The organism is Citrobacter sp. W9 (genome assembly GCF_026719375.1).
Classification (GTDB): domain Bacteria; phylum Pseudomonadota; class Gammaproteobacteria; order Enterobacterales; family Enterobacteriaceae; genus Citrobacter; species Citrobacter werkmanii.
The window spans coordinates 90,847-111,716 of the sequence record NZ_JAPPTE010000016.1 but is presented as its reverse complement, the minus strand read 5'-3'; the positions used below and the strand labels follow the sequence as shown (position 1 = coordinate 111,716).

Annotated in this window: 19 protein-coding genes; 6 read left to right on the top strand and 13 right to left on the bottom strand. The window is 51.4% G+C overall.

Features of this window, described 5'->3' with window-relative positions:
* Positions 1–115 precede the first annotated feature (115 nt).
* Complete coding sequence (uvrA, locus tag OOJ59_RS20385) at positions 116–2,938, top strand: excinuclease ABC subunit UvrA (protein WP_038636273.1); 2,823 nt, start codon at positions 116–118, stop codon at positions 2,936–2,938.
* A gap of 85 nt (positions 2,939–3,023) precedes the next feature.
* Here the strand turns inward: uvrA and OOJ59_RS20380 are convergent, their stop codons facing one another.
* The 5 genes from OOJ59_RS20380 to dnaB all read right to left on the bottom strand — a co-directional run bounded on the left by OOJ59_RS20380 (position 3,024) and on the right by dnaB (position 8,434).
* Positions 3,024–3,380, bottom strand: coding sequence for an MmcQ/YjbR family DNA-binding protein (locus OOJ59_RS20380; RefSeq protein ID WP_038636271.1), 357 nt, complete (start codon positions 3,378–3,380; stop codon positions 3,024–3,026).
* A gap of 126 nt (positions 3,381–3,506) precedes the next feature.
* Positions 3,507–4,220 carry an acid phosphatase AphA gene (gene aphA / locus OOJ59_RS20375; protein WP_038636269.1) on the bottom strand — a complete coding sequence of 238 codons (714 nt, stop codon included), beginning with the start codon at positions 4,218–4,220 and terminating at the stop codon, positions 3,507–3,509.
* A gap of 245 nt (positions 4,221–4,465) precedes the next feature.
* Positions 4,466–5,659, bottom strand: coding sequence for an aromatic amino acid transaminase (tyrB, locus tag OOJ59_RS20370; RefSeq protein ID WP_038636267.1), 1,194 nt, complete (start codon positions 5,657–5,659; stop codon positions 4,466–4,468).
* A gap of 134 nt (positions 5,660–5,793) precedes the next feature.
* Positions 5,794–6,873: an alanine racemase gene (alr, locus tag OOJ59_RS20365; RefSeq protein ID WP_085049635.1), complete on the bottom strand. Its 1,080-nt coding sequence runs from the start codon at positions 6,871–6,873 to the stop codon at positions 5,794–5,796.
* Positions 6,874–7,018: 145 nt separating this feature from the next.
* Positions 7,019–8,434, bottom strand: a complete 1,416-nt coding sequence (dnaB, locus tag OOJ59_RS20360) for a replicative DNA helicase (RefSeq protein ID WP_160956214.1) — start codon at positions 8,432–8,434, stop codon at positions 7,019–7,021.
* A gap of 64 nt (positions 8,435–8,498) precedes the next feature.
* Here dnaB and OOJ59_RS20355 point away from each other — a divergent pair, with 64 nt between their 5' ends.
* Complete coding sequence (locus OOJ59_RS20355; RefSeq protein ID WP_038642960.1) at positions 8,499–9,482, top strand: quinone oxidoreductase; 984 nt, start codon at positions 8,499–8,501, stop codon at positions 9,480–9,482.
* Positions 9,483–9,646: 164 nt separating this feature from the next.
* On the opposite strand, the gene pspG is transcribed toward OOJ59_RS20355, so the two are convergent.
* Entirely contained in the window at positions 9,647–9,889 is a 243-nt protein-coding gene (pspG, locus tag OOJ59_RS20350; protein ID WP_016155352.1) for an envelope stress response protein PspG, read from the bottom strand.
* Positions 9,890–10,023: 134 nt separating this feature from the next.
* Positions 10,024–11,061 carry a tRNA dihydrouridine(20/20a) synthase DusA gene (gene dusA / locus OOJ59_RS20345; RefSeq protein ID WP_085049634.1) on the bottom strand — a complete coding sequence of 346 codons (1,038 nt, stop codon included), beginning with the start codon at positions 11,059–11,061 and terminating at the stop codon, positions 10,024–10,026.
* Positions 11,062–11,148: 87 nt separating this feature from the next.
* Between dusA and OOJ59_RS20340 the strand changes: the two genes are divergently transcribed.
* Positions 11,149–12,243 carry a tyrosine-type recombinase/integrase gene (locus OOJ59_RS20340; RefSeq protein WP_047722298.1) on the top strand — a complete coding sequence of 365 codons (1,095 nt, stop codon included), beginning with the start codon at positions 11,149–11,151 and terminating at the stop codon, positions 12,241–12,243.
* Between the two features lie 31 nt (positions 12,244–12,274).
* On the opposite strand, the gene OOJ59_RS20335 is transcribed toward OOJ59_RS20340, so the two are convergent.
* A complete protein-coding gene (locus OOJ59_RS20335; RefSeq protein ID WP_268063477.1) occupies positions 12,275–12,664 on the bottom strand; it encodes a HumD family translesion DNA polymerase in 390 nt (129 codons plus the stop codon).
* 78 nt (positions 12,665–12,742) lie between these two features.
* On the opposite strand from OOJ59_RS20335, the gene OOJ59_RS20330 reads away from it, so the two are divergent.
* The 3 genes from OOJ59_RS20330 to OOJ59_RS20320 all read left to right on the top strand — a co-directional run bounded on the left by OOJ59_RS20330 (position 12,743) and on the right by OOJ59_RS20320 (position 14,098).
* Entirely contained in the window at positions 12,743–12,985 is a 243-nt protein-coding gene (locus OOJ59_RS20330; protein ID WP_187258585.1) for a DinI-like family protein, read from the top strand.
* A 256-nt stretch (positions 12,986–13,241) separates the two neighbouring features.
* Positions 13,242–13,709 carry a Panacea domain-containing protein gene (locus OOJ59_RS20325; RefSeq protein ID WP_061892489.1) on the top strand — a complete coding sequence of 156 codons (468 nt, stop codon included), beginning with the start codon at positions 13,242–13,244 and terminating at the stop codon, positions 13,707–13,709.
* Positions 13,710–13,717: 8 nt separating this feature from the next.
* The gene (locus OOJ59_RS20320) at positions 13,718–14,098 is read left to right on the top strand and encodes a hypothetical protein (RefSeq protein WP_097455877.1); all 381 of its coding nucleotides are present in this window, start codon (positions 13,718–13,720) and stop codon (positions 14,096–14,098) included.
* 159 nt (positions 14,099–14,257) lie between these two features.
* On the opposite strand, the gene OOJ59_RS20315 is transcribed toward OOJ59_RS20320, so the two are convergent.
* The 5 genes from OOJ59_RS20315 to OOJ59_RS20295 are packed head-to-tail and all read right to left on the bottom strand — an operon-like array spanning position 14,258 to position 20,847.
* Positions 14,258–15,631, bottom strand: a complete 1,374-nt coding sequence (locus tag OOJ59_RS20315) for a phage tail fiber protein (RefSeq protein ID WP_268063476.1) — start codon at positions 15,629–15,631, stop codon at positions 14,258–14,260.
* 9 nt (positions 15,632–15,640) lie between these two features.
* A complete protein-coding gene (locus tag OOJ59_RS20310; RefSeq protein ID WP_268063475.1) occupies positions 15,641–16,585 on the bottom strand; it encodes a DUF6453 family protein in 945 nt (314 codons plus the stop codon).
* Positions 16,586–16,587: 2 nt separating this feature from the next.
* A complete protein-coding gene (locus OOJ59_RS20305; protein ID WP_268063474.1) occupies positions 16,588–19,797 on the bottom strand; it encodes a host specificity protein J in 3,210 nt (1,069 codons plus the stop codon).
* 55 nt (positions 19,798–19,852) lie between these two features.
* Positions 19,853–20,455, bottom strand: coding sequence for a tail assembly protein (locus tag OOJ59_RS20300; protein WP_044700334.1), 603 nt, complete (start codon positions 20,453–20,455; stop codon positions 19,853–19,855).
* A gap of 56 nt (positions 20,456–20,511) precedes the next feature.
* Positions 20,512–20,847 carry a hypothetical protein gene (locus OOJ59_RS20295; RefSeq protein WP_086539093.1) on the bottom strand — a complete coding sequence of 112 codons (336 nt, stop codon included), beginning with the start codon at positions 20,845–20,847 and terminating at the stop codon, positions 20,512–20,514.
* Between the last annotated feature and the right edge of the window lie 23 nt (positions 20,848–20,870).

Below are 20,870 nucleotides of genomic sequence, written 5' to 3'. Positions count from 1 at the left end.
TTTGCATTCCAATACTGTATATCCATTCAGGTCAGGTTGTGTCATAATTAACCGTTTGTGATCGCCGGTAGCACCATGCAGCCAGGCAAAAAAGCGTTTAATCCGGGAAAGATGAATGGATAAGATCGAAGTTCGGGGCGCCCGCACCCATAATCTCAAAAACATCAACCTCGTCATCCCGCGCGACAAGCTGATTGTCGTCACCGGGCTTTCGGGCTCAGGCAAATCTTCGCTCGCTTTCGACACCTTGTATGCCGAAGGACAGCGTCGTTACGTTGAATCCCTTTCCGCGTACGCGCGTCAGTTTCTGTCACTGATGGAAAAGCCGGATGTCGACCACATTGAGGGGTTGTCTCCCGCCATCTCAATCGAGCAAAAATCGACATCCCATAACCCGCGATCCACGGTAGGTACGATTACCGAAATTCACGACTATCTGCGCCTGCTGTTTGCCCGCGTTGGCGAACCGCGCTGCCCGGATCACGACGTTCCCCTGGCGGCGCAGACCGTGAGTCAGATGGTGGACAACGTCCTGTCGCAGCCGGAAGGCAAGCGTCTGATGCTGCTGGCGCCGATAATTAAAGAGCGTAAAGGCGAACACACCAAAACGCTGGAAAACCTGGCAGGCCAGGGCTATATCCGCGCCCGTATCGACGGGGAAGTGTGCGACCTGTCCGATCCGCCCAAGCTTGAGCTGCAAAAGAAACACACCATTGAAGTGGTAATTGACCGCTTTAAAGTACGTGACGATCTCACCCAGCGCCTGGCGGAATCGTTTGAAACCGCGCTGGAACTGTCCGGCGGTACGGCAGTGGTTGCCGATATGGACGACCCGAAAGCGGAAGAGCTGCTGTTCTCTGCCAACTTCGCCTGCCCGATCTGCGGCTACAGCATGCGCGAACTGGAACCGCGTCTGTTTTCATTCAACAACCCGGCGGGCGCATGCCCGACCTGTGACGGCCTCGGCGTACAACAGTATTTCGATCCTGACCGGGTGATTCAAAACCCGGAACTGTCGCTGGCCGGTGGCGCTATCCGCGGCTGGGATCGCCGCAACTTCTACTACTTCCAGATGCTTAAGTCACTGGCGGAACACTATAAATTCGACGTCGAAGCCCCATGGGCCAGCCTGAACCCCGCCGTGCATAAAGTGGTGCTGTACGGTTCCGGTAAAGAGAATATCGAATTTAAATACATGAACGATCGCGGCGATACGTCCGTACGTCGCCATCCGTTCGAAGGCGTATTGCACAATATGGAGCGCCGTTATAAAGAGACGGAATCCAGCGCGGTACGCGAGGAATTAGCCAAATTCATCAGCAACCGCCCGTGCGCCAGCTGTGAAGGGACGCGTTTGCGCCGGGAAGCCCGCCACGTATTTGTTGAAAATACGCCGCTGCCCGCAATTTCCGACATGAGCATCGGTCATGCGATGGATTTCTTCAACAACCTGAAGCTTGCCGGTCAGCGAGCGAAGATTGCAGAGAAAATTCTTAAAGAGATTGGCGATCGTCTGAAATTCCTGGTCAACGTCGGCCTCAACTACCTGACGCTGTCGCGTTCAGCGGAAACGCTCTCCGGCGGCGAAGCCCAGCGTATTCGTCTGGCAAGCCAGATCGGCGCGGGTCTGGTCGGCGTGATGTACGTCCTGGATGAACCGTCTATTGGTCTGCATCAGCGCGATAACGAACGTCTGTTGGGCACGCTCATCCATCTGCGTAATCTGGGTAATACCGTGATTGTGGTCGAGCACGATGAAGATGCGATTCGCGCCGCTGACCACGTTATCGATATCGGCCCGGGCGCTGGCGTTCACGGCGGCCAGGTGGTTGCCGAAGGGACGCTCGACGACATCATGGCGGTGCCTGAGTCGCTGACCGGCCAGTACATGAGCGGTAAGCGTAAAATTGAAGTACCGAAACAGCGCGTGGCGGCCGATCCGGAAAAAGTGCTGAAGCTTACCGGCGCGCGCGGCAACAACCTGAAAGATGTCACCCTGACGCTGCCGGTTGGCCTGTTCACCTGCATTACCGGGGTTTCTGGTTCGGGTAAATCGACGCTGATCAACGACACGCTGTTCCCGATTGCGCAGACAGCGCTGAACGGCGCCACGCTGGCTGAACCTGCACCGTACCGCGATGTTCAGGGCCTGGAACATTTCGACAAAGTGATCGACATTGACCAAAGCCCGATTGGTCGTACTCCGCGATCCAACCCGGCAACCTACACCGGTGTGTTTACGCCGGTGCGCGAACTGTTTGCTGGCGTACCAGAGTCCCGCGCGCGCGGTTACACGCCGGGTCGTTTCAGCTTTAACGTTCGCGGCGGACGCTGTGAAGCCTGTCAGGGCGACGGCGTGATCAAAGTTGAAATGCACTTCCTGCCGGATATCTACGTGCCGTGCGACCAGTGTAAAGGCAAGCGCTATAACCGCGAAACGCTGGAGATTAAGTACAAGGGCAAGACCATCCACGAAGTGCTGGATATGACCATTGAAGAAGCACGCGAGTTCTTCGATGCCGTCCCGGCGCTGGCGCGTAAGCTACAAACGCTGATGGACGTGGGCCTGACGTATATCCGTCTCGGCCAGTCGGCCACTACGCTCTCCGGCGGCGAAGCGCAGCGCGTGAAGCTGGCGCGCGAACTGTCAAAACGCGGCACCGGGCAGACGTTGTATATCCTTGATGAACCGACCACCGGTCTGCATTTTGCGGATATTCAGCAGTTACTGGACGTGCTGCATCAGTTGCGCGATCAGGGCAACACCATCGTGGTGATTGAGCACAATCTGGACGTAATCAAAACCGCTGACTGGATTGTCGATCTCGGTCCGGAAGGCGGTAGCGGCGGCGGGGAGATTCTGGTCTCCGGCACGCCAGAAACGGTCGCTGAGTGTGAAGCTTCACACACGGCCCGCTTCCTCAAACCGCTGTTGTAATTGCGCAACACTTATCTGGCCTACAGAATATGCATAATTTCTTGTAGGCCGGATAAGGCGCTTGCGCCGCATCCGGCGAAACAGATCAGGGCTGCGCCAATATCCGACGTTTATCTTCCGGCAGCGTGTTTACCGCCAGCTGATAAGAGGCATCAACCAGATAATAAATCTGCGAATCCGGCAGCGAGCCGTCCAGATACACCGTGCTCCAGTGCGCTTTATTCAGATGCCTGCTTGGTCGTACATCGCTATGCTGCTGACGCAGTAATTCCGCCAGTTCAGGGCTGGTTTTCAGAGAGACCGCCGGGCGTTCTTCTACCTCTTTTACCATGGCAAAGAGTACATCTTCGACTTTGATTTGTGTGGCTTTCCAGTCACTGTGCACGCTCTGCTCCGCGCCCGTTTTTGCCATGCAGTATTGCAGCAACTCCGAATTCGTCATCTTTATTCCCCTTACCAGCACTCGCCTAATGAGAACATCGTTTATTCAGTGTGCAGCAAGTCCGCAAAAGGTAAAAGCCGGTAACGCAAATTTGTTTAAAAAACCACCAAACAGCAGCCTGCGCCTTTAATACTCAGAATTTACGATCACCTCTTCACCAAACGCGCCAGCCTGGGGTAGCGGTTTATAGGTGGAGTTGGAAGCACGTAAAATACGAATACCGCGAATACCCACGTCGCGAGCGGCGGTGATGTCATTGTCAGAATCGCCGTAGAACATGCGCACGTTTTTATCCTGTAACCACTGCGTTTTGGTGTTCTGGCCCGGCTTGTCGCCGGCAAAAATGACCGGATTCATATTGGCGGCCGGGATGTGAAAGTTATCAGCCAGCGTTTTCGATACCGTTTCAGTCTTCGTCGGGCTACGTCCGGTGACGAAGAAAATGCTATCGCCACGACGCACATGCATATCAATTAACTGGCGCGCCACTTCTTTTGGAATACTGAACTCGTCCCAGCCGTTGTTCATTTTCTCCCAGAAAGCCGGATTCTTCAGGTAATCTTCACTGTCCGGAGAGTACGTTTTCTTACCGCGCCAGAAGCCCGGACTGGAAAAAAGGACGGTATCATCGATATCAAACCCGACGGCCATCGGCGGGCGTCCAGTCAGACTGTTTTCAATTTGCGCCACGGAAACCCAGTGAATGGGGGCCTGCTCGGCGAGTTTTGCAACGTTGGTGCCTGGATTGAGCTGCGAGGGAGAAGAAACTAATGCCTGAGCAGGCTGATTTAACGTGAACAATAAACAAACGGCACTCAGTGCCAACGTAAACTTGCGCATATTTTTCCCTAAGTAGTCAGTTAGTTATCATTTTTTTATTAACAACTGGTCAAAAAACTATCTGACCTTACCCCCTGAGGGAAGGGAAAGGAAGGATTTTCTCTGGTTTTGTTACAGAAAAAGAGCACGATCACACAGAAAAGCGTGCCTGATGGCGCTACGCTTATCCGGCCTACAAACGATAAAAACCAATGCTCTTGTAGGCCGGATAAAGCGTTGACGCCGCCATCCGGCAAACCAGATTGTTACATAACGGCAGCAAAGGCCTTCGCCACGCGCTGCACGTTAGCGTGATTCAATCCGGCCACGCACATACGACCACTGGCAATCAGGTACACACCAAACTCATCACGCAGGCGATCGACCTGAGCGGCGCTAAGCCCGGTATAGCTGAACATTCCGCGCTGTTGCAGCAGATAGTCAAAGTTACGACCAGGGATTTCAGCGCTCAGCACGTTAACCAGCTCCTGGCGCATTGCCAGAATGCGGGTACGCATCTCTTCGACTTCCGCCAGCCAGCTGGCTTTCAGCGCGTCATCACCCAGTACCGTAGCGACCACCTGCGCACCAAAGTTCGGCGGGCTGGAGTAGTTACGACGTACGGTCGCTTTTAATTGCCCGAGAACGCGGCTTGCCGCATCGGCGTCTTCACATACCACAGACAGCCCACCGACGCGCTCGCCGTATAAAGAGAAAATTTTAGAAAATGAGTTGCTGACCAGAGCGGGTAATCCGGCGCTGGCTATAGAGCGGATCGCGTAAGCATCGTCTTGCATTCCGCCGCCAAAGCCCTGATAGGCAATGTCGAGGAACGGGATCAGATCGCGCGATTTCAGAATCTCAATAACGGCATCCCATTGCGCAGGGGTTAAATCTGCACCGGTCGGGTTATGGCAGCACGGATGCAGCAGCACGATGCTGCGCGCTGGTAAGGTATTCAGCGTGGCCAGCAGGTCATTGAAACGTACCCCGTTGGTTTCATTGTCATACCAGGGGTAAGTACTCACTTCGAATCCAGCCCCTTCAAAAATCGCGATATGGTTTTCCCATGTTGGATCGCTGACCCATACGCCAGAGTCAGGGAAATAGCGTTTCAGGAAGTCTGCGCCAATTTTTAGCGCCCCGGAACCACCCAGCGTCTGAATGGTTGCGACACGCTGTTGCAGGAGAACCGGATGATCCGCGCCAAACAGCAGCGGCGCAATGGTATTACGATACGTGTTCAGACCTTCCATCGGTAGATATAGCGAAGCGCCATGCGGTTGGGCATTGAGTCGGGCTTCCGCCTCCGCCACCGCTTTAAGCTGAGGAATAATGCCGTCTTCGTTGTAGTACAGACCAATGCTGAGGTTCACTTTGTCGCTACGTGAATCTTCTTTGAATCGCTCCATGAGCGATAAAATCGGGTCGCCAGCGTAGGCGTCAACTTTTTGAAACACGAGGTGGTTCTCCAGGTTTACAGGCAGAGGATAAGAACACAATAAACCGGAAGCGGAAGAAGATCGAGAGGATGTTGCAGTTGGCGAGCATATTGCCGGATGGCGGCGTTCCGCCTGTCCGGCATATCATGAACTTAGTCGATATACTTCATCGCCACCCTTGAGGTCAGGCGCGTGATAAGTTCGTAAGCACTTACTTTCGTCATTTCAGCAATGCGTTCCACGGGCAAACCTTCACCCCAAAGAATCACTGAATCACCGGCCTTATCCTGTGCCTCAGGGCCTAAATCGACGCAGATCATATCCATCGCGACGCGACCAACGATCGGCACTTCACGGCCATTGACCAGCACCGGTGTTCCAGACGGCGCCGCACGCGGGTAACCATCACCATAACCCATCGCCACCACGCCTAAACGCGTGTCGCGCTCGCTCTGCCAGGTACCGCCATAGCCGACCGGTTCGCCCGCTTTGTGCTCACGCACCGCAATCAGGCTGGAGGTTAGCGACATCACCGGCTGGCAGCCAAAATCGGCACCGATAGAGTGGTTTTCCAGCGGTGATACACCGTACAGAATCAGCCCCGGACGCGCCCAGTCGAAGTGAGATTGCGGCCACAGCAGAATACCACCGGATGCGGCAATCGAACGCTGCCCCGGTTTGCCTTCACAGAAGCTATTAAAGATATCGAGCTGCTTTTCAGTCGCGCCACACTCAGGCTCGTCCGCGCGTGCAAAGTGGCTGACGATATTGACCGGCTGGCGCACATTTTCACATTGCGTCAGGCGCTGATAAAACGCCTCGGCCTGCTCAGGACGCACGCCCAGGCGGTGCATGCCCGTGTCGAGTTTCATCCAGACGGTGACCGGCTCAGCCAGTTTTGCGGCCTCCAGGGCCTCGAGCTGCTCCAGGTTGTGTACGGCGGTATGCAGACGCTGCGCGGAGATAGTCGGCAGATCGGTGGCATCGAAAAATCCCTCCAGTAGCAGGATAGGCTGCGTGATGCCCCCCGCGCGCAGCCGCAGGGCTTCTTCAAGACGAGCGACACCAAAAGCGTCCGCATCGGGGAGCGTTCGCGCGGTCTCTAACAGACCATGGCCGTAAGCGTTCGCTTTCACGACCGCAACCAGTTTACTGGCAGGAGCCAGTTCACGCAGACGTTGCAGGTTGTGTCGCAGAGCGCGGCGGTTAATAACTACAGTTGCCGCTTGCATTTGTATTCCTTAATAAAAGAATCTCCTAAATCATTCGTGTTGCAGAAAGGCGACAAGCCTGAGAATCCCCGGAAGCTTAGTAAACTAAGTGACCGGGGTGAACGGGCGAAGTCAACGCATCTGCAGCATGAAGGATGACGGAGATTTATTCGTCGTCGTATTGTGGGCCCGCATAGTTGTCGAATCGCGACCACTGTCCGTTAAACGTCAGGCGAACCGTTCCGATCGGACCGTTACGCTGCTTACCAATAATAATTTCGGCGATGCCTTTTAAGTCGCTGTTTTCGTGATAAACCTCATCACGATAGATAAACATGATTAAGTCGGCATCCTGCTCGATGGAGCCGGATTCACGCAGATCTGAGTTGACCGGACGCTTGTCGGCGCGTTGTTCCAGAGAGCGGTTAAGCTGCGACAGCGCCACCACCGGCACATGCAGTTCTTTCGCTAACGCTTTCAGCGAGCGGGAAATTTCAGCAATTTCCAGCGTACGGTTGTCGGAAAGCGACGGCACGCGCATCAGCTGCAGGTAGTCGATCATGATAAGTCCGATACCGCCGTGTTCACGGGCGATACGACGGGCACGCGAACGCACTTCCGTTGGCGTCAGGCCGGAGGAGTCATCAATATAGATGTTTCGTTTCTCCAGCAAAATACCCATTGTTCCGGAAATTCGCGCCCAGTCTTCGTCATCCAGTTGACCAGTACGAATTTTTGTTTGGTCTACGCGTGAAAGCGAGGCCAGGGAACGCATCATGATCTGCTCTGAGGGCATTTCAAGACTAAAGATAAGAACCGGCTTATCCTGCAACATCGCCGCATTTTCGACGAGGTTCATTGCAAATGTCGTTTTACCCATCGACGGACGCGCGGCGACGATGATGAGGTCTGACGGCTGCAAACCAGCGGTTTTTTTGTTGAGGTCGTCATAACCGGTGTTCACCCCGGTGACGCCGTCGTGCGGCTGCTGGAATAGCTGCTCGATACGCGCGACGGTAGCGTCGAGCACATCGGTAATGTTTTTCGGGCCTTCGTCTTTGTTGGCGCGGCTTTCAGCGATTTTAAAGACGCGAGACTCCGCGAGATCCAGCAGATCTTCACTGGAACGTCCTTGCGGATCGAATCCGGCTTCCGCAATTTCGTTCGCGACCGAAATCATGTCACGGACAACGGCACGTTCGCGGACGATATCCGCATAAGCGCTAATGTTGGCCGCACTTGGCGTATTTTTCGATAACTCAGCCAGGTACGCAAAACCGCCGACGCTGTCCAGCTGGCCCTGAACCTCCAGCGACTCTGCCAGGGTAATCAGATCGATGGGTTTTCCCATCTCCTGCAGGCGATGCATTTCCATGAAGATATGCCGGTGCGGGCGGGTATAAAAATCCTCCGCGACCACGCGTTCGGCCACGTCATCCCAGCGTTCGTTATCCAGCATTAAACCGCCCAACACCGACTGTTCCGCTTCAATCGAGTGCGGCGGTACTTTCAGCCCGGCGACCTGGGGATCGCGCTCACGAGCATCAGTCTGTTGTTTGTTGAAGGGTTTATTTCCTGCCATAGTGAATGGAGTTACCGAGATAATGATTGGGTCGAAAGATTACCACATTTCTTTTGGAGGAAGCATGGCAACACGTATTGAATTTCACAAGCATGGTGGGCCTGATGTACTCAAGGCTGTGGAGTTTACGCCGGTTGACCCGGCGGAAAACGAAATCCAGGTCGAGAATAAAGCGATAGGGATCAACTACATCGACACCTACATCCGCAGTGGTCTTTATCCGCCGCCTTCTCTGCCCAGCGGTCTGGGTACCGAAGCCGCGGGCGTGGTCAGCAAAGTTGGCAGCAAAGTGACGCACATTAAAGCTGGCGATCGCGTGGTGTATGCTCAGTCTGCGCTTGGCGCTTACAGCTCAGTGCATAACGTGCCGGCGGATAAAGCCGCTATTCTGCCTAACGCTATCTCATTTGAACAGGCAGCCGCCTCGTTTCTGAAGGGGCTGACCGTTTTTTACCTGTTACGCAAAACCTATGAAATCCAGCCTGACGAACCGTTTTTATTCCACGCAGCCGCAGGTGGCGTCGGTCTGATCGCTTGTCAGTGGGCGAAAGCGTTGGGAGCGAAACTGATTGGCACCGTCGGCAATGCGCAAAAAGCGCAAATTGCGCAGCAGGCCGGGGCGTGGCAGGTAATTAACTATCGTGAAGAAAGCATTGTTGAGCGGGTAAAAGAGATCACCGGCGGTAAAAAAGTGCGGGTGGTGTACGACTCGGTGGGGAAAGATACCTGGGAGGCCTCTCTCGATTGTCTGCAGCGCCGCGGACTGATGGTCAGTTTTGGCAACGCGTCCGGACCCGTGACTGGTGTAAATTTAGGGATTCTGAATCAGAAAGGTTCGCTGTACGTGACCCGCCCTTCGCTCCAGGGTTACATCACCAACCACCATGAATTAACCGAAGCCAGCAATGAGCTGTTCTCGCTGATTGCCAGCGGGGTGATCAAAGTGGATGTCGCACCTGGTCAGACATTTGCGCTACACGACGCGCAACGGGCCCATGAAGTGCTGGAAAGTCGCGCCACGCAGGGATCGAGTCTGCTGATCCCGTAAAGAATTAGGGCTTCCCGCAGGAAGCCCTTTCTTTTTTTTAGTTCGGCTGTATGTAGGGTACAGCTCGATGAATTCGTTAACCAGGCAATAGTGACAGATTTGATAATCAATTCCTATTTGGTTCTAAAGGCAATGTTTCAGGTTGTGACGGACCACTCAATACCTTAGTAAAATCGGCGGTTATTGCGCTGATACTGTGGGACTTTTGGCGCTTTTATCGCCTTGATCACCCACACCACGGCAACGGCCAGTAACAGCCAGGGCAACAGTTTAATCATCAAGGCAAATAGCCCGCCCAAAAACATGACGACGGTGGCTACCACCAGCGCGGCCAGCACCCCCAGCAACGAGACGCCGGTGACCATCAGCATGATAAAAAATCCAATCACAAAAAGTAGTTCCAGCATGACTCTCTCCCGAAATAAAATACTCTCCATTCCTTTACAAGAAACATGCCAAAGTTAATCTACTGATTTATAAAACAAAACACCCTGTGACAACGCACAGGGTGTGGTGAAATTAACTAACTTTTAGTGAGAAACTAACGCTTATCAGCCACCAGCTTCAAAGCATGTTCCAGGACGTTAATATCGGCTCCGGCTTTATGCGCGTTCTCACTCAGGTAACGACGCCACTGACGTGCGCCGGGGATTCCCTGAAACAGTCCCAGCATATGGCGCGTCACATGCCCCAGATAAGTGCCCTGACTCAGTTCACGCTCAATATATGGGTACATGGCACGCACCACGGCGACCGGATCGGCATCATGAGTAGCGGCAGCAAAAATTTCGCGGTCGACCGACGCCAGAATTCCGGGATTTTGATAGGCTTCACGCCCCACCATCACGCCATCCATATGTTGCAGATGCTTTTTCGCTTCTTCCAGCGATTTAATACCGCCGTTGATCGACATCGTCAGATGCGGGAAATCACGCTTTAACTGATAAACACGGTCATAATCCAGCGGTGGGATCTCGCGGTTTTCCTTCGGGCTTAACCCGGACAGCCAGGCCTTGCGGGCGTGAATGATGAACATCTCGCATTCGCCGTTGCCAGATACCGTGTTGATGAAATCGCACAGGAATTCGTAGCTATCTTGATCATCAATGCCGATTCGGGTCTTCACCGTCACCGGAATCGACACCACATCGCGCATCGCCTTGACGCAATCGGCGACCAGTTGCGCATTCCCCATCAGACAGGCGCCAAACATGCCATTCTGTACGCGGTCGGAAGGACAACCCACGTTGAGGTTAATTTCGTCATAGCCCCGCTGTTCAGCGAGCTTCGCACACTGCGCCAGCGCAGCCGGATCGCTCCCGCCCAGTTGCAACGCGACCGGATGTTCTTCTTCGCTATACGCCAGATAATCGCCTTTACCATGAATGATCGCGCCGGTAGTCACCATCTCCGTATACAGCAGCGTCTGGCGGGACAGTAAGCGCAAAAAGTAGCGGCAATGTCTGTCCGTCCAGTCGAGCATAGGAGCAACACTAAACCGACCATTCCAGTGATTGTCAGTATTTTCAGGCATTGCGCTGGTTTGGCTGGTTTTTATCATTTTAAGATTACCGTGCATTTTTTGACATTTAAGTATATTTTTCTCTTATCAGGTTCCCACTCAGGCCCCCATACGTATGGGAACCTGAAATGACGAGACAGAGTAATGGCATACTATAACATAGAGAAACGACTAAAATCTGATGGCACTCCACGCTACCGCTGTACCGTGCTTATTAAGGAAAAAGGCGTTATCACATTCAGAGAAAGTAAAACCTTCCCAAAACAGGCGCATGCTAAAACATGGGGATCCCAGAGGGTTATGGAACTGGATCTTTATGGTCTCCCATCATCTGATGATGCAACCGGAATAACAGTCCGTGATTTGTTGCAAAAATACATCAATGATCCAAACGCTGGTGGCAAAGCAGGGCGAACAAAAAGCTATGTTCTTAATATGCTCGTTGACTGCGACATTGCAGCTATCCCCCTGCTGTCATTAACCGCAAATGACGTAATAGAGCACTGTCGATTGCGAAATAATGCAGGAGCCGGGCCAGCGACCGTAAGCCATGACGTCAGCTATCTTGGGAGCGTGCTTGATTGTGCAAAGCCAGTGTATGGCATTAACTATACTAGCAATCCGGCAAAAGAGGCGCGCCCTCACCTCCTCAAATTGGGGTTAATTGGAAAATCAAATCGACGCAGTCGTCGACCAGCATCTGAAGAACTAAACATGCTGATCGAAGGCCTGAAACAACGTTCTCAAAGGCGGGGATCAAAAATCCCATTCGTCGATATTCTGATGTTTTCTGTTTTATCGTGCATGCGCATTGGCGAAGTTTGCCGTCTGCGATGGGATGATATCGATGAAAAACAAAAATCAGTGCTGGTGAGAGACAGGAAGGATCCACGTAAAAAAGAAGGGAACCACATGAATGTCGCTTTACTCGGAGAAGCCTGGGATATTGTCCAGCGCCAGCCGCGTAAGTCAGAGCTAATATTCCCTTATATAAGCAGTTCCGTAACGGCAGGATTCCAAAGGGTAAGAAGTGCTCTTGGAATTGAGGATCTAAGATATCATGACCTTAGAAGGGAAGGCGCCAGCAGACTTTTTGAAGCTGGATTCAGTATAGAGGAAGTGGCCCAAGTTACTGGCCACAGATCACTGAATGTACTGTGGCAAGTTTACACAGAGCTATTCCCTAAATCACTTCATGTAAGGCTTGAACAATTGCAAAAGTCCAGAAAAAATGACTAAGCGAAAGCCCGTATAAACGGGCTTTTTTTCCTTACATAACTGGGCAATCGTCGAACTCTCCATTCCTGGCATCATTAATGATGTACGTGATCACCCCGAATATAGCAGGTGCAGAACTGTAAGCGTCATCATCTACTGGCATCGCTTCCCTTCTCCCGTTCTCTAGATTTATCAGGTGAGGCTGAGGGTGAGTTCGGTATCGCTTGATCCTGAATTCCCCGTCGATTCCGCATATCAGCAGTGAACCATCGCAGGCAGTAAGTGACGCATCCACAACAAGCAACGCCCCCTGGAGTATTCCTTCCCTGAAATGTGAACGCGATGCCCGCATGAAATAAGTCGCTGCTGGCTGGCTGATTAGCTGCTGATCGAGGGAAATCCTTTTTTCAACATAATCAGCCGCAGGTGAAGGGAATCCCATGTTTACGCCCTCTCTTGAATACTGGATAAAAACACAGTATAAATACTGTATATCTACCCAGTAAAGGAGCAATGAGCAATGTTCGTGGAACTCGTTTATGACAAAAGGAATTTTGATGGTCTGCCCGGTGCAAAAGATATCATTCTGGGCGAATTGAGTAAGAGGGTTCACCGGATTTTCCCTGATGCTGATGTTCGGGTTAAGCCGATGATGTCCCTGCCTGAAATTAAGACTGACGCCAGCAAGCATGAAAAGGAACAGATAAGCCGTACTGTTCAGGAAATGTTTGAAGAGGCTGATATGTGGCTGGTTGAAAACTAACCATAAACCGCAGCCCAAAACACCTGTGAACAACTACATTTAGTGTTGCAAAATGAAAAACACAACTACATGGAACTTTTATCATTAAAATGTGTCTAATTTTTTATAATCTACTATCAGAAACTAATCTTTAGTAAAAAATGCCATCTGATTACAAGTGACTGATGTGTATAAACTCATTAATATGTACTAAAGGTTACCTATACGGTAAACTTGTTGCAGCATCTGAAAAACTACCAACCAAAGGGGGCATGTTATGGCGTATCCAACATTAGCTGTGGCTAATGCCTTCATTGAAAAAGCGTTAGCCAATGAATTATCCGATCTGACGCCTATGAAACTTCAAAAATTGATGTTTTATGCTCAGTCATGGCACCTGAAGATTTACGACGAACCTTTGATAGACGATTTTTTCTCCAAATGGCAGTATGGTCCGGTAATACCATCCCTGTACCATGAGGTTAAAAGCTATGGTTCTTCGCAAATCAATAGTCTGATAAGTAATCTAATGCACACTCCGCAAGGCGTCATGATTGCTACACCAAACGTACCAAGGCAAGACACCAAAACTCGTCAATTGATTGATAAGATTGTTAGTGTTTATGGTCCACTTCGTGGAACTCAATTATCTTACCTGACTCATCAACCAGGTACGGCTTGGTCAAGAACAGAAGGTTATAGTTCAGTTATTGGCAATAACCTTCTCAAAGAGTGTATTGAGTAGTTTATTTAATGGCGCAGCGTTCTTCACTCGAAGATATTAGCCTCCCGGGATCGGCTGACGCGATCCCGGATTCAACATCTGTCACTGATGAACAAGCCTCTCCCGAAAAGCATCCGGCGTTAGTCCTTCAGGAAGTGGAGGACCGCATTGCAGATCGTGCACTGCGCGAGAAATTTGGAGACAAAGCATATAAAGTTGTCAGAAAGACCTTATATGGATGGTGCTGGCTTCTGGCAATTTATGCTGCATTAAAATTCCGATTTCAAGTGGAAATATTTTCAGACAATGTACTTATAGCTATAACTTCCGCAGTTACGCTAAACGTTTTTGCAGCATTCCTTGGTGTAATACGAGGTCTCTTCCCGGCGACAAAGCCAACCAAGGATTAGATATTCCTGCAGTATCTAAACACGGTGTTTGGTTTGTTCGTTAATCAACAGAAAAACTCCACTGCGATTGGCAATCATTCAATACTCGCACTATCGAACGTTCGCCAGTCGGCCGCAATCATGCTCTTGCATACGGCAAGGTTGCGGCAGCTGTAACTTTTACGACTGTATATCCTGCTGCTTTTGCTGGTGCTCCTGCTCAGCTTTTTCCATGGACTTCCTTATTTCCAGTTGCTTCTGATTCCAGAGACTGTCCTCCGGCATCTGAACGCGCACATCAACCCACCGACCTGCAGGAATATCGACGGGCTCACCATCCTTCACTGTTTCAGTAAATGAACCGTCATTATTCTTAATGCCAATCAGGTTTCGCGCGAATTCCGGCGCGCCGGGGTGGGTGCGGTGATACGTTTTCAGCAGGATAGCACCGTCAGGTTTCACACTAAAATCAGCCCAGACCAGCGGCTGGTTATTGATATCTGTCGGTATCACTACACCACCATCAATCCCGCCCCAAAGCGGATCGGCGTTAAGCCCAACAACACCAGAGATCAGGTACACCCCGGTTGACTCGCGTTTTACAGTAACGCCTTCCGATTCATCATTCAGTTCTGCAGACCCGTTGCCAAATATTTTAACTATCGGTGATGCCGGTTTCAGAGCCCCGTTTGCATCAATTGTTGTGTTTGCCCGTCCCCACTGTTTAATCCAGGGACTATCTACTATTCCATTTTCAGTACTGGATGTCGTTCGCAGATAAATCTCATTGGTATCTGCGATAAATACCCAGCGATTTACCTGTCCGAGAGCGAAATCATTTAACTCGTTACCTGAGTTATTTAAGCTTAACAGCCCCCCATACGGAGCAGGCGTCCAGGTATTAGCAGCAGCCTGCCAATAACCACAACGAGGGGCATACTGTGCCCCACTGATATTCTTCTCAAGAATATTGGACGAAAAAGAGTTCCAGATACTCGCTGCCTGTATATTTACTCGAGCACCGGCAGCATTATTTGAGCCACTGCCCCCCTGCTTCAGGCTAAGCGGCGTGGTTAGTCCCGTTATGCTGGTTATATCGGAGTTTTCTCCGCTCCCGGCTTTCCCTTGCAGAGCCTGAGAAATATTACTCAGTGTCGTGGTAATACCTCCCCAAGCAGGCCCGGTAAAAGAACTGCCATCGGGAAGTTTTACTGTCACATCCCCACTACTACTGAATATCATTTGCCAGTTCTGTTTATCGTAATTCAGTCCACGCAGGGCTTCAGCGCTCTGAGCCACCAGCGCGGCGGTAACCATATTAAGGGCTACACGCGGAACGGCTGACCATGCCGCGCCTGACTGCGTTGGTCCGGTGAAATTACTCACCAGTGTCAGTGATGTATTGCTGTTGACTATTTTAACCGGGAGGGTGTAAGGAATACCGCCGACCGCAACGACAATAAAGTCACCGGCTGCCACCTCGGTAGTAAACGCAGTCCCGCTGCCAGTGATAGCAGCAGAGTTATTCGTCAGGGTTAAAGTTCCTGCTGACATAGTTTTTCCTCAGTACATGTTCGGAAGAATAAGAATGGGCATGGCGATATTTCTGTTTCGGGTCATATCCCATGAACCGGAATAGCGGTCCGCAAACACTTTGTTGTAGGCTGACCTGACACTATCACCTGACATGACCACGCCTTTGGTTCTGATATTTCCCCATCCACCAATCATTCGTACCTGAACGCCGGTATAGACTATCTGGCATAACCCGCCGCCTATATCCTGAAAGGCATCGGTGATCTGGATTTGTCGGTCATACACAAAGGGGCGTTTCAGCGTGGAGAACGTGACCTGGCCTGCAGCGTTGGTCATCGTGATACCGTCGCCGCCGACAGGTGCTGTCTGATTGAATATCACCAGGTCAATCGTCGCCGTTCCGGCCACGTCGTCCCGCCCGGAGTAGGAAATATCGCGAACGATGATGTTGCTGCCATCAAACCCCACAGACACATTCGGGTTATCCCATTTGCCGAAAGGAATACCGCTCACCGGAAGCGGCGCGCTGCCGTTAACCGTAATGCGCCCGGAATAAGCGCAGGTCATCAGCGCGGCCTGATTGGAGATGGCGGTAAAGTCTGTCGAGTTTGAAATAAACAGCCCTTCGTTATAAGTCGCCGCGGGCAGCAGCTCCATGACGTAGCCCGACCAATCCGGAGTAAGGGCTTTACCACCGATTGTCTCAGCACCAATGATGACCCCGGCGTCCCCGTTTCGGGTGACCCCAGTCATAATGGCCACATCAAATTCAGCGAAGGAATAGATGTAAATGGGATTGGTGGGCACCACGATAGCCAGTGAGCCGGGAACAAGTGGCGTATTGACCGGGTACTGCATTGACTGAGATGACCAGCCCGAGAATGATGTACAAAAACTGGGGGCTCGCAGCCCCGCAGTAATTGCCATTACCGGACGTCCATCGTTGTAATTAATAAATATCCCTTCCGGCATTATTACCCCCTCCATGTTCCAATCTGAACACTCCCACCATTTGTCAGATTAACGAGAAGTCCATAACCATCGATTACGACTTTGTTATTTATCCCGTTAAAAGAGAAGTTCCCGCTGTCGGCATAGAGTTTCCCATGCAATTCAGCGTTTCCATTTTTATCAATACGCCAGCCAGTTGAGCCTGCAACGAAGTTATTCGACTGGATAAAATTACCAATTTTGGCATTGGTAATGCTGCCATCCTGAATAAACGCATCGCTGATAAACACCTGACCATTAACAACAGCAAAAGGTGAATATTGCGTATCACCGCTGCCACTCATCAGGACGAACTGATTGGCGTTAAATCCGACACGAGTGACTACTGGCTTGCCCGCCTCCGCCAGCACCGCAATTGATATACCGGCACTGTAAAAAATACCGTTGATGCGCACGCCGGCTTTCAGGGTATGAATGGCCGTAGCACTTGTAGCGTCAACGGTGGCTGTGAGCTTATCCTCAAGCGAGGCGGTTACATCTTTAATCTGCGCCTGGACCTGAGTGGACATTTCAGCCATCGCTTTATCAACATCTGCAATGGTCGTTTTAACCACCAGAATATCCGCGCGCACTTCGCCGTACTGCGCCCACTGGTGTTCCACCGTTCCATGGTTGGCCAGCGCATTCTGCAACGCGGCTTCCAGGTTGGTATCAATGTCGCCTGTTAGGCGGTCACCGTCTGCAGAAGTCAGAAAATCATCGGCAATATCGCCCAGGTAGTCGTCAGCATTCGCGTTGGATACACCACGAACCCAGTCGGTCCAGCCTGATTCATTACCCGTTCTGTCAACCAGCTGCGCGCGGTACCAGAACTCCTGTCCCGCCTTCAGTCCCAGTTGGGTGTATTCGGCTGACGGATAAGGCACATCCGACAGCAAAAGAGGATTAGAGAAATCACTGTTCGCGGTGTACTGAATTTCCGTTTTCAGTGTATCCCCGGTGTTAGCCGGGAATCCCCAGTTCAGGCGAATCCCCCAGTTGATCGGCGTTGTCGCAAAGCCGACAGGTTTCGGTGGATTTCCCACCTTGCCCGTCAGCGTTTTCTCTTCGGAGTAGCCCCAGCCAGAGGAAATTTCAGCGGCATTAATGGCACGCACACGCACGAGGTAGCGCCCTGCATAAATACCCGATACATCAAATGAGGTGGTGGAGCTGCGCGGCACGTTTACCCAGTTACCATCATTGCGGCGCCACTGTGCCTCGTAGGCGATAGCATTCTGCGCCTGGTCCCAGCTCACACGCATGGTTTCGACGCTGATATTCTGCTGCACCACTGAAAACGAGCTGATCACAATGTTAGCCGGCGGCGACTGGTTACCCGGCGGGATCACACTCACCGGCCGCTGGTCAATGATGGCTCCGGTATCGATACGGGCATATTTATCCGGGTCGTGCCATGCGCCAGTAATCGAGAAGGTACCATCATTGTTATCGGAGACACTGACAACACGATACTGCTGGGCGTAGAGCTCGTCTGACTCAACCACCCATACAGCTTTGGCCTGTGGTGTCTCACTGTATGCCGTGGTGACTGTGACAAATTCCCCGTTAACTGCCTGAATGGTCCTGCTCTGTGACGCTCCTGAAGGAAGGTTGAGAATCAGTCGATCGCCTGCAGCTGCATCAGCAACGCGGTCAAGTTTGATAACGCGACCATTAACGGCGCTGATGCGCCCCCCCATAACTTTGCCGGACAGAAGCTCGTCTGATACAGCGATGATGTATCCCGGCTGCGGAATGTTTCCGTCCAGGCCAACATTAAACGAAACAACGCGATCCTTATTGTTGGTGAGAATACCCCAGCGCCCCTTTCGGTTCGCTTCTGATTGCCGGGTGCAGCCGATGGCTGTCATTTCCAGCTGATTAAATCCGTACCGGGCCACCAGAGGCTGCTCAAACACCGGCTCCATCGCATCCGCATAGGCGTTCCCCGGATCAGACCAGGAAACCAGCGCTGTGGTATACCGCGTTTTTGTCGTGCTGCTGGAATAGGTAAAGCGTCCGTCGATAACGTTAGCGCGGGTGTAAGCGTAATCCACATCTCTCGGCATATCGGCAAGCGCAACAATCTGATCGCCGCCCCAGTACGTCATACCCCGGAATATAGCCGCAAAGTCACGCAGCACAGTGTAAGCGTCATTCCTGTCCTGAACATAGACGTTACAGGTATAGCGTGGCTCTGTCCCGCTTCCACCCTTTCCATCCGGTACCGGCTGATCGCAATATTGCGATACCTGGTACAACGTCCATTTATCGATGTTGGCTGCACTCAGGCGATTACCCAGACCAAAGCGATCGGTAATAACCAGATCGTAAAATATCCACGCCGGGTTATCGGTCCAGGCCCACTTAAACGCGCCCTGCCATGTACCACTATAAGTCCGCGTATCGGGGTCATAGTTATCAGGCACTCGGATCACCCGGCCACGTGGTTCACAGGATATCTGTGGAATCGAACCATTGAACTGACTTGAGTCGAATTCGATGTACAGCAGCGCGGTGTTCGGATAGCGCAGCTTGGCATCAATCACCTCCGTGAAGCTTTGCAGCGTCATCGTGTCGCCGATCTTGGCGCTGTTTGCGTCAGCGGTAATCTTACACAGTCGGATTGTCCAGGTGCTGCCAGCCTGCGGTAAATCAATACGGTGGCTGCGCTCATAACCAGACGTCGTTTTGCCGGTTACGCTGGTATTAAGAACGGTTTGCCAAGTCCCACCATCAGTTTGCAGGTCTATTGCATAATTGATGGAATACCCTACCAGATCGCCGTTGTCCTCCTGCTTAAACAGTGAAGGCCATTTCAGTCGCAGGCGAACGGCTGATAGTTGGGTGTTGGTGAAGGTACGCGTCCAGGCTGTTGCGCTTGATACCTCAGTTCCAACGTTGATTTCGTTTTCGGTACCGGGAATACCCTGAATATATTTTTGCGCCTGCGTTCCTGCGCGAAACTCCCACGTCACTCCGCTGAAATTTTGGGAGCCGTCGGCATTTTCCAGAGCCGTTCCGTCCAGATAGATATCTTTCGCCGTCAGCTGCCCTGCAAATTCGCCCTCTCCCAGCGCAACGAGGATTTTTGCCTTCGCTACAGATTGCAGATCATCAGGCTGTTCGGTAGGGGTTCTTGAACTGGAACTGCCGCCCTTGCGGCCTTTAATCGGGGTTGCTGTAGCCATATTGCGCCCATAAAAAAAGCCACCATATGGTAGCCTGAAAGGAAGATTACTTTGGTTATTGCTGGTCTTCGACGTATATACCAGCAGAGATGATCGCACCGCCAATACGCCTGCGTCCGTATAGAAGCGGAACTGGATTACCCTGAGCAGTAGTGTTAGTTACTCCACCGAATGCATACGAAGCCCGGTTGTCTGCGCTTTGTTTGCTAGAAAGTCCTGCTGGCTGTGGCGAAAGCATCTGTATAACACCACCTAAGGCCATTGAAGCACCAATAGCTCCCACGCTAAATGCTTGAGCTCCTGATAAAGCAGCCATACCTGCTGGCCCAGCAATAACAGCAGCCGTCACAATCACAACACCAAGAATGGTTTGCAATAATCCAGCCTTTTTGCTGCCAATAATAACGGGGACAATTCTAATTATTTCCCCCGAGACTGGATAACCCAAGTCATCCACCCCTAAATTTTTTTTCCCTTTAAATATCGCATACGTTAACCCGCGACTTTTGCTGCTTATCATGTATTGCTCAAAGCCTTGAATAGTTGCAGCTAAAGCTTTACCTGCTTCTTGAGGGGTTGAAATTATACGCTGATGTGTTTTCCCAAATACCTTACCTAATACACCACCCAATTCAATTTGCGTCATTACCTCAGCCATTTTATCTCCTACTATAAAAAAAGCCGCTAAGAAGCGGCTTGGTCATATTCAATTCTTTAAAGGCAATCATTTACCCAATCTGCATACTTTTTGTATGGAGCATCAAACATTGAGCTTTTTTTATACAATAAAACTTTTGACCCACTACCAACAGCATCGATATCAGCAATCTCCCATTGACCATCAAGATAAACAGTAAAGCCAGTACCTCGCGGTTGCATATAAACATTAAAGACAGTTTGTTGCTGCCATTTTTGTAAAATGCACTGCGCTAATACAGAAGACGCCTTATCACTTGAAGCGGCGATGATTGGTTTAGTCGCTCGCAAATCTTCCATACTTGCGCACCCAATTAAGCCTAAAATAACCAGCGCTAACGATAACTTTTTCATATCCCTATCCCCTTTGGTTTTGC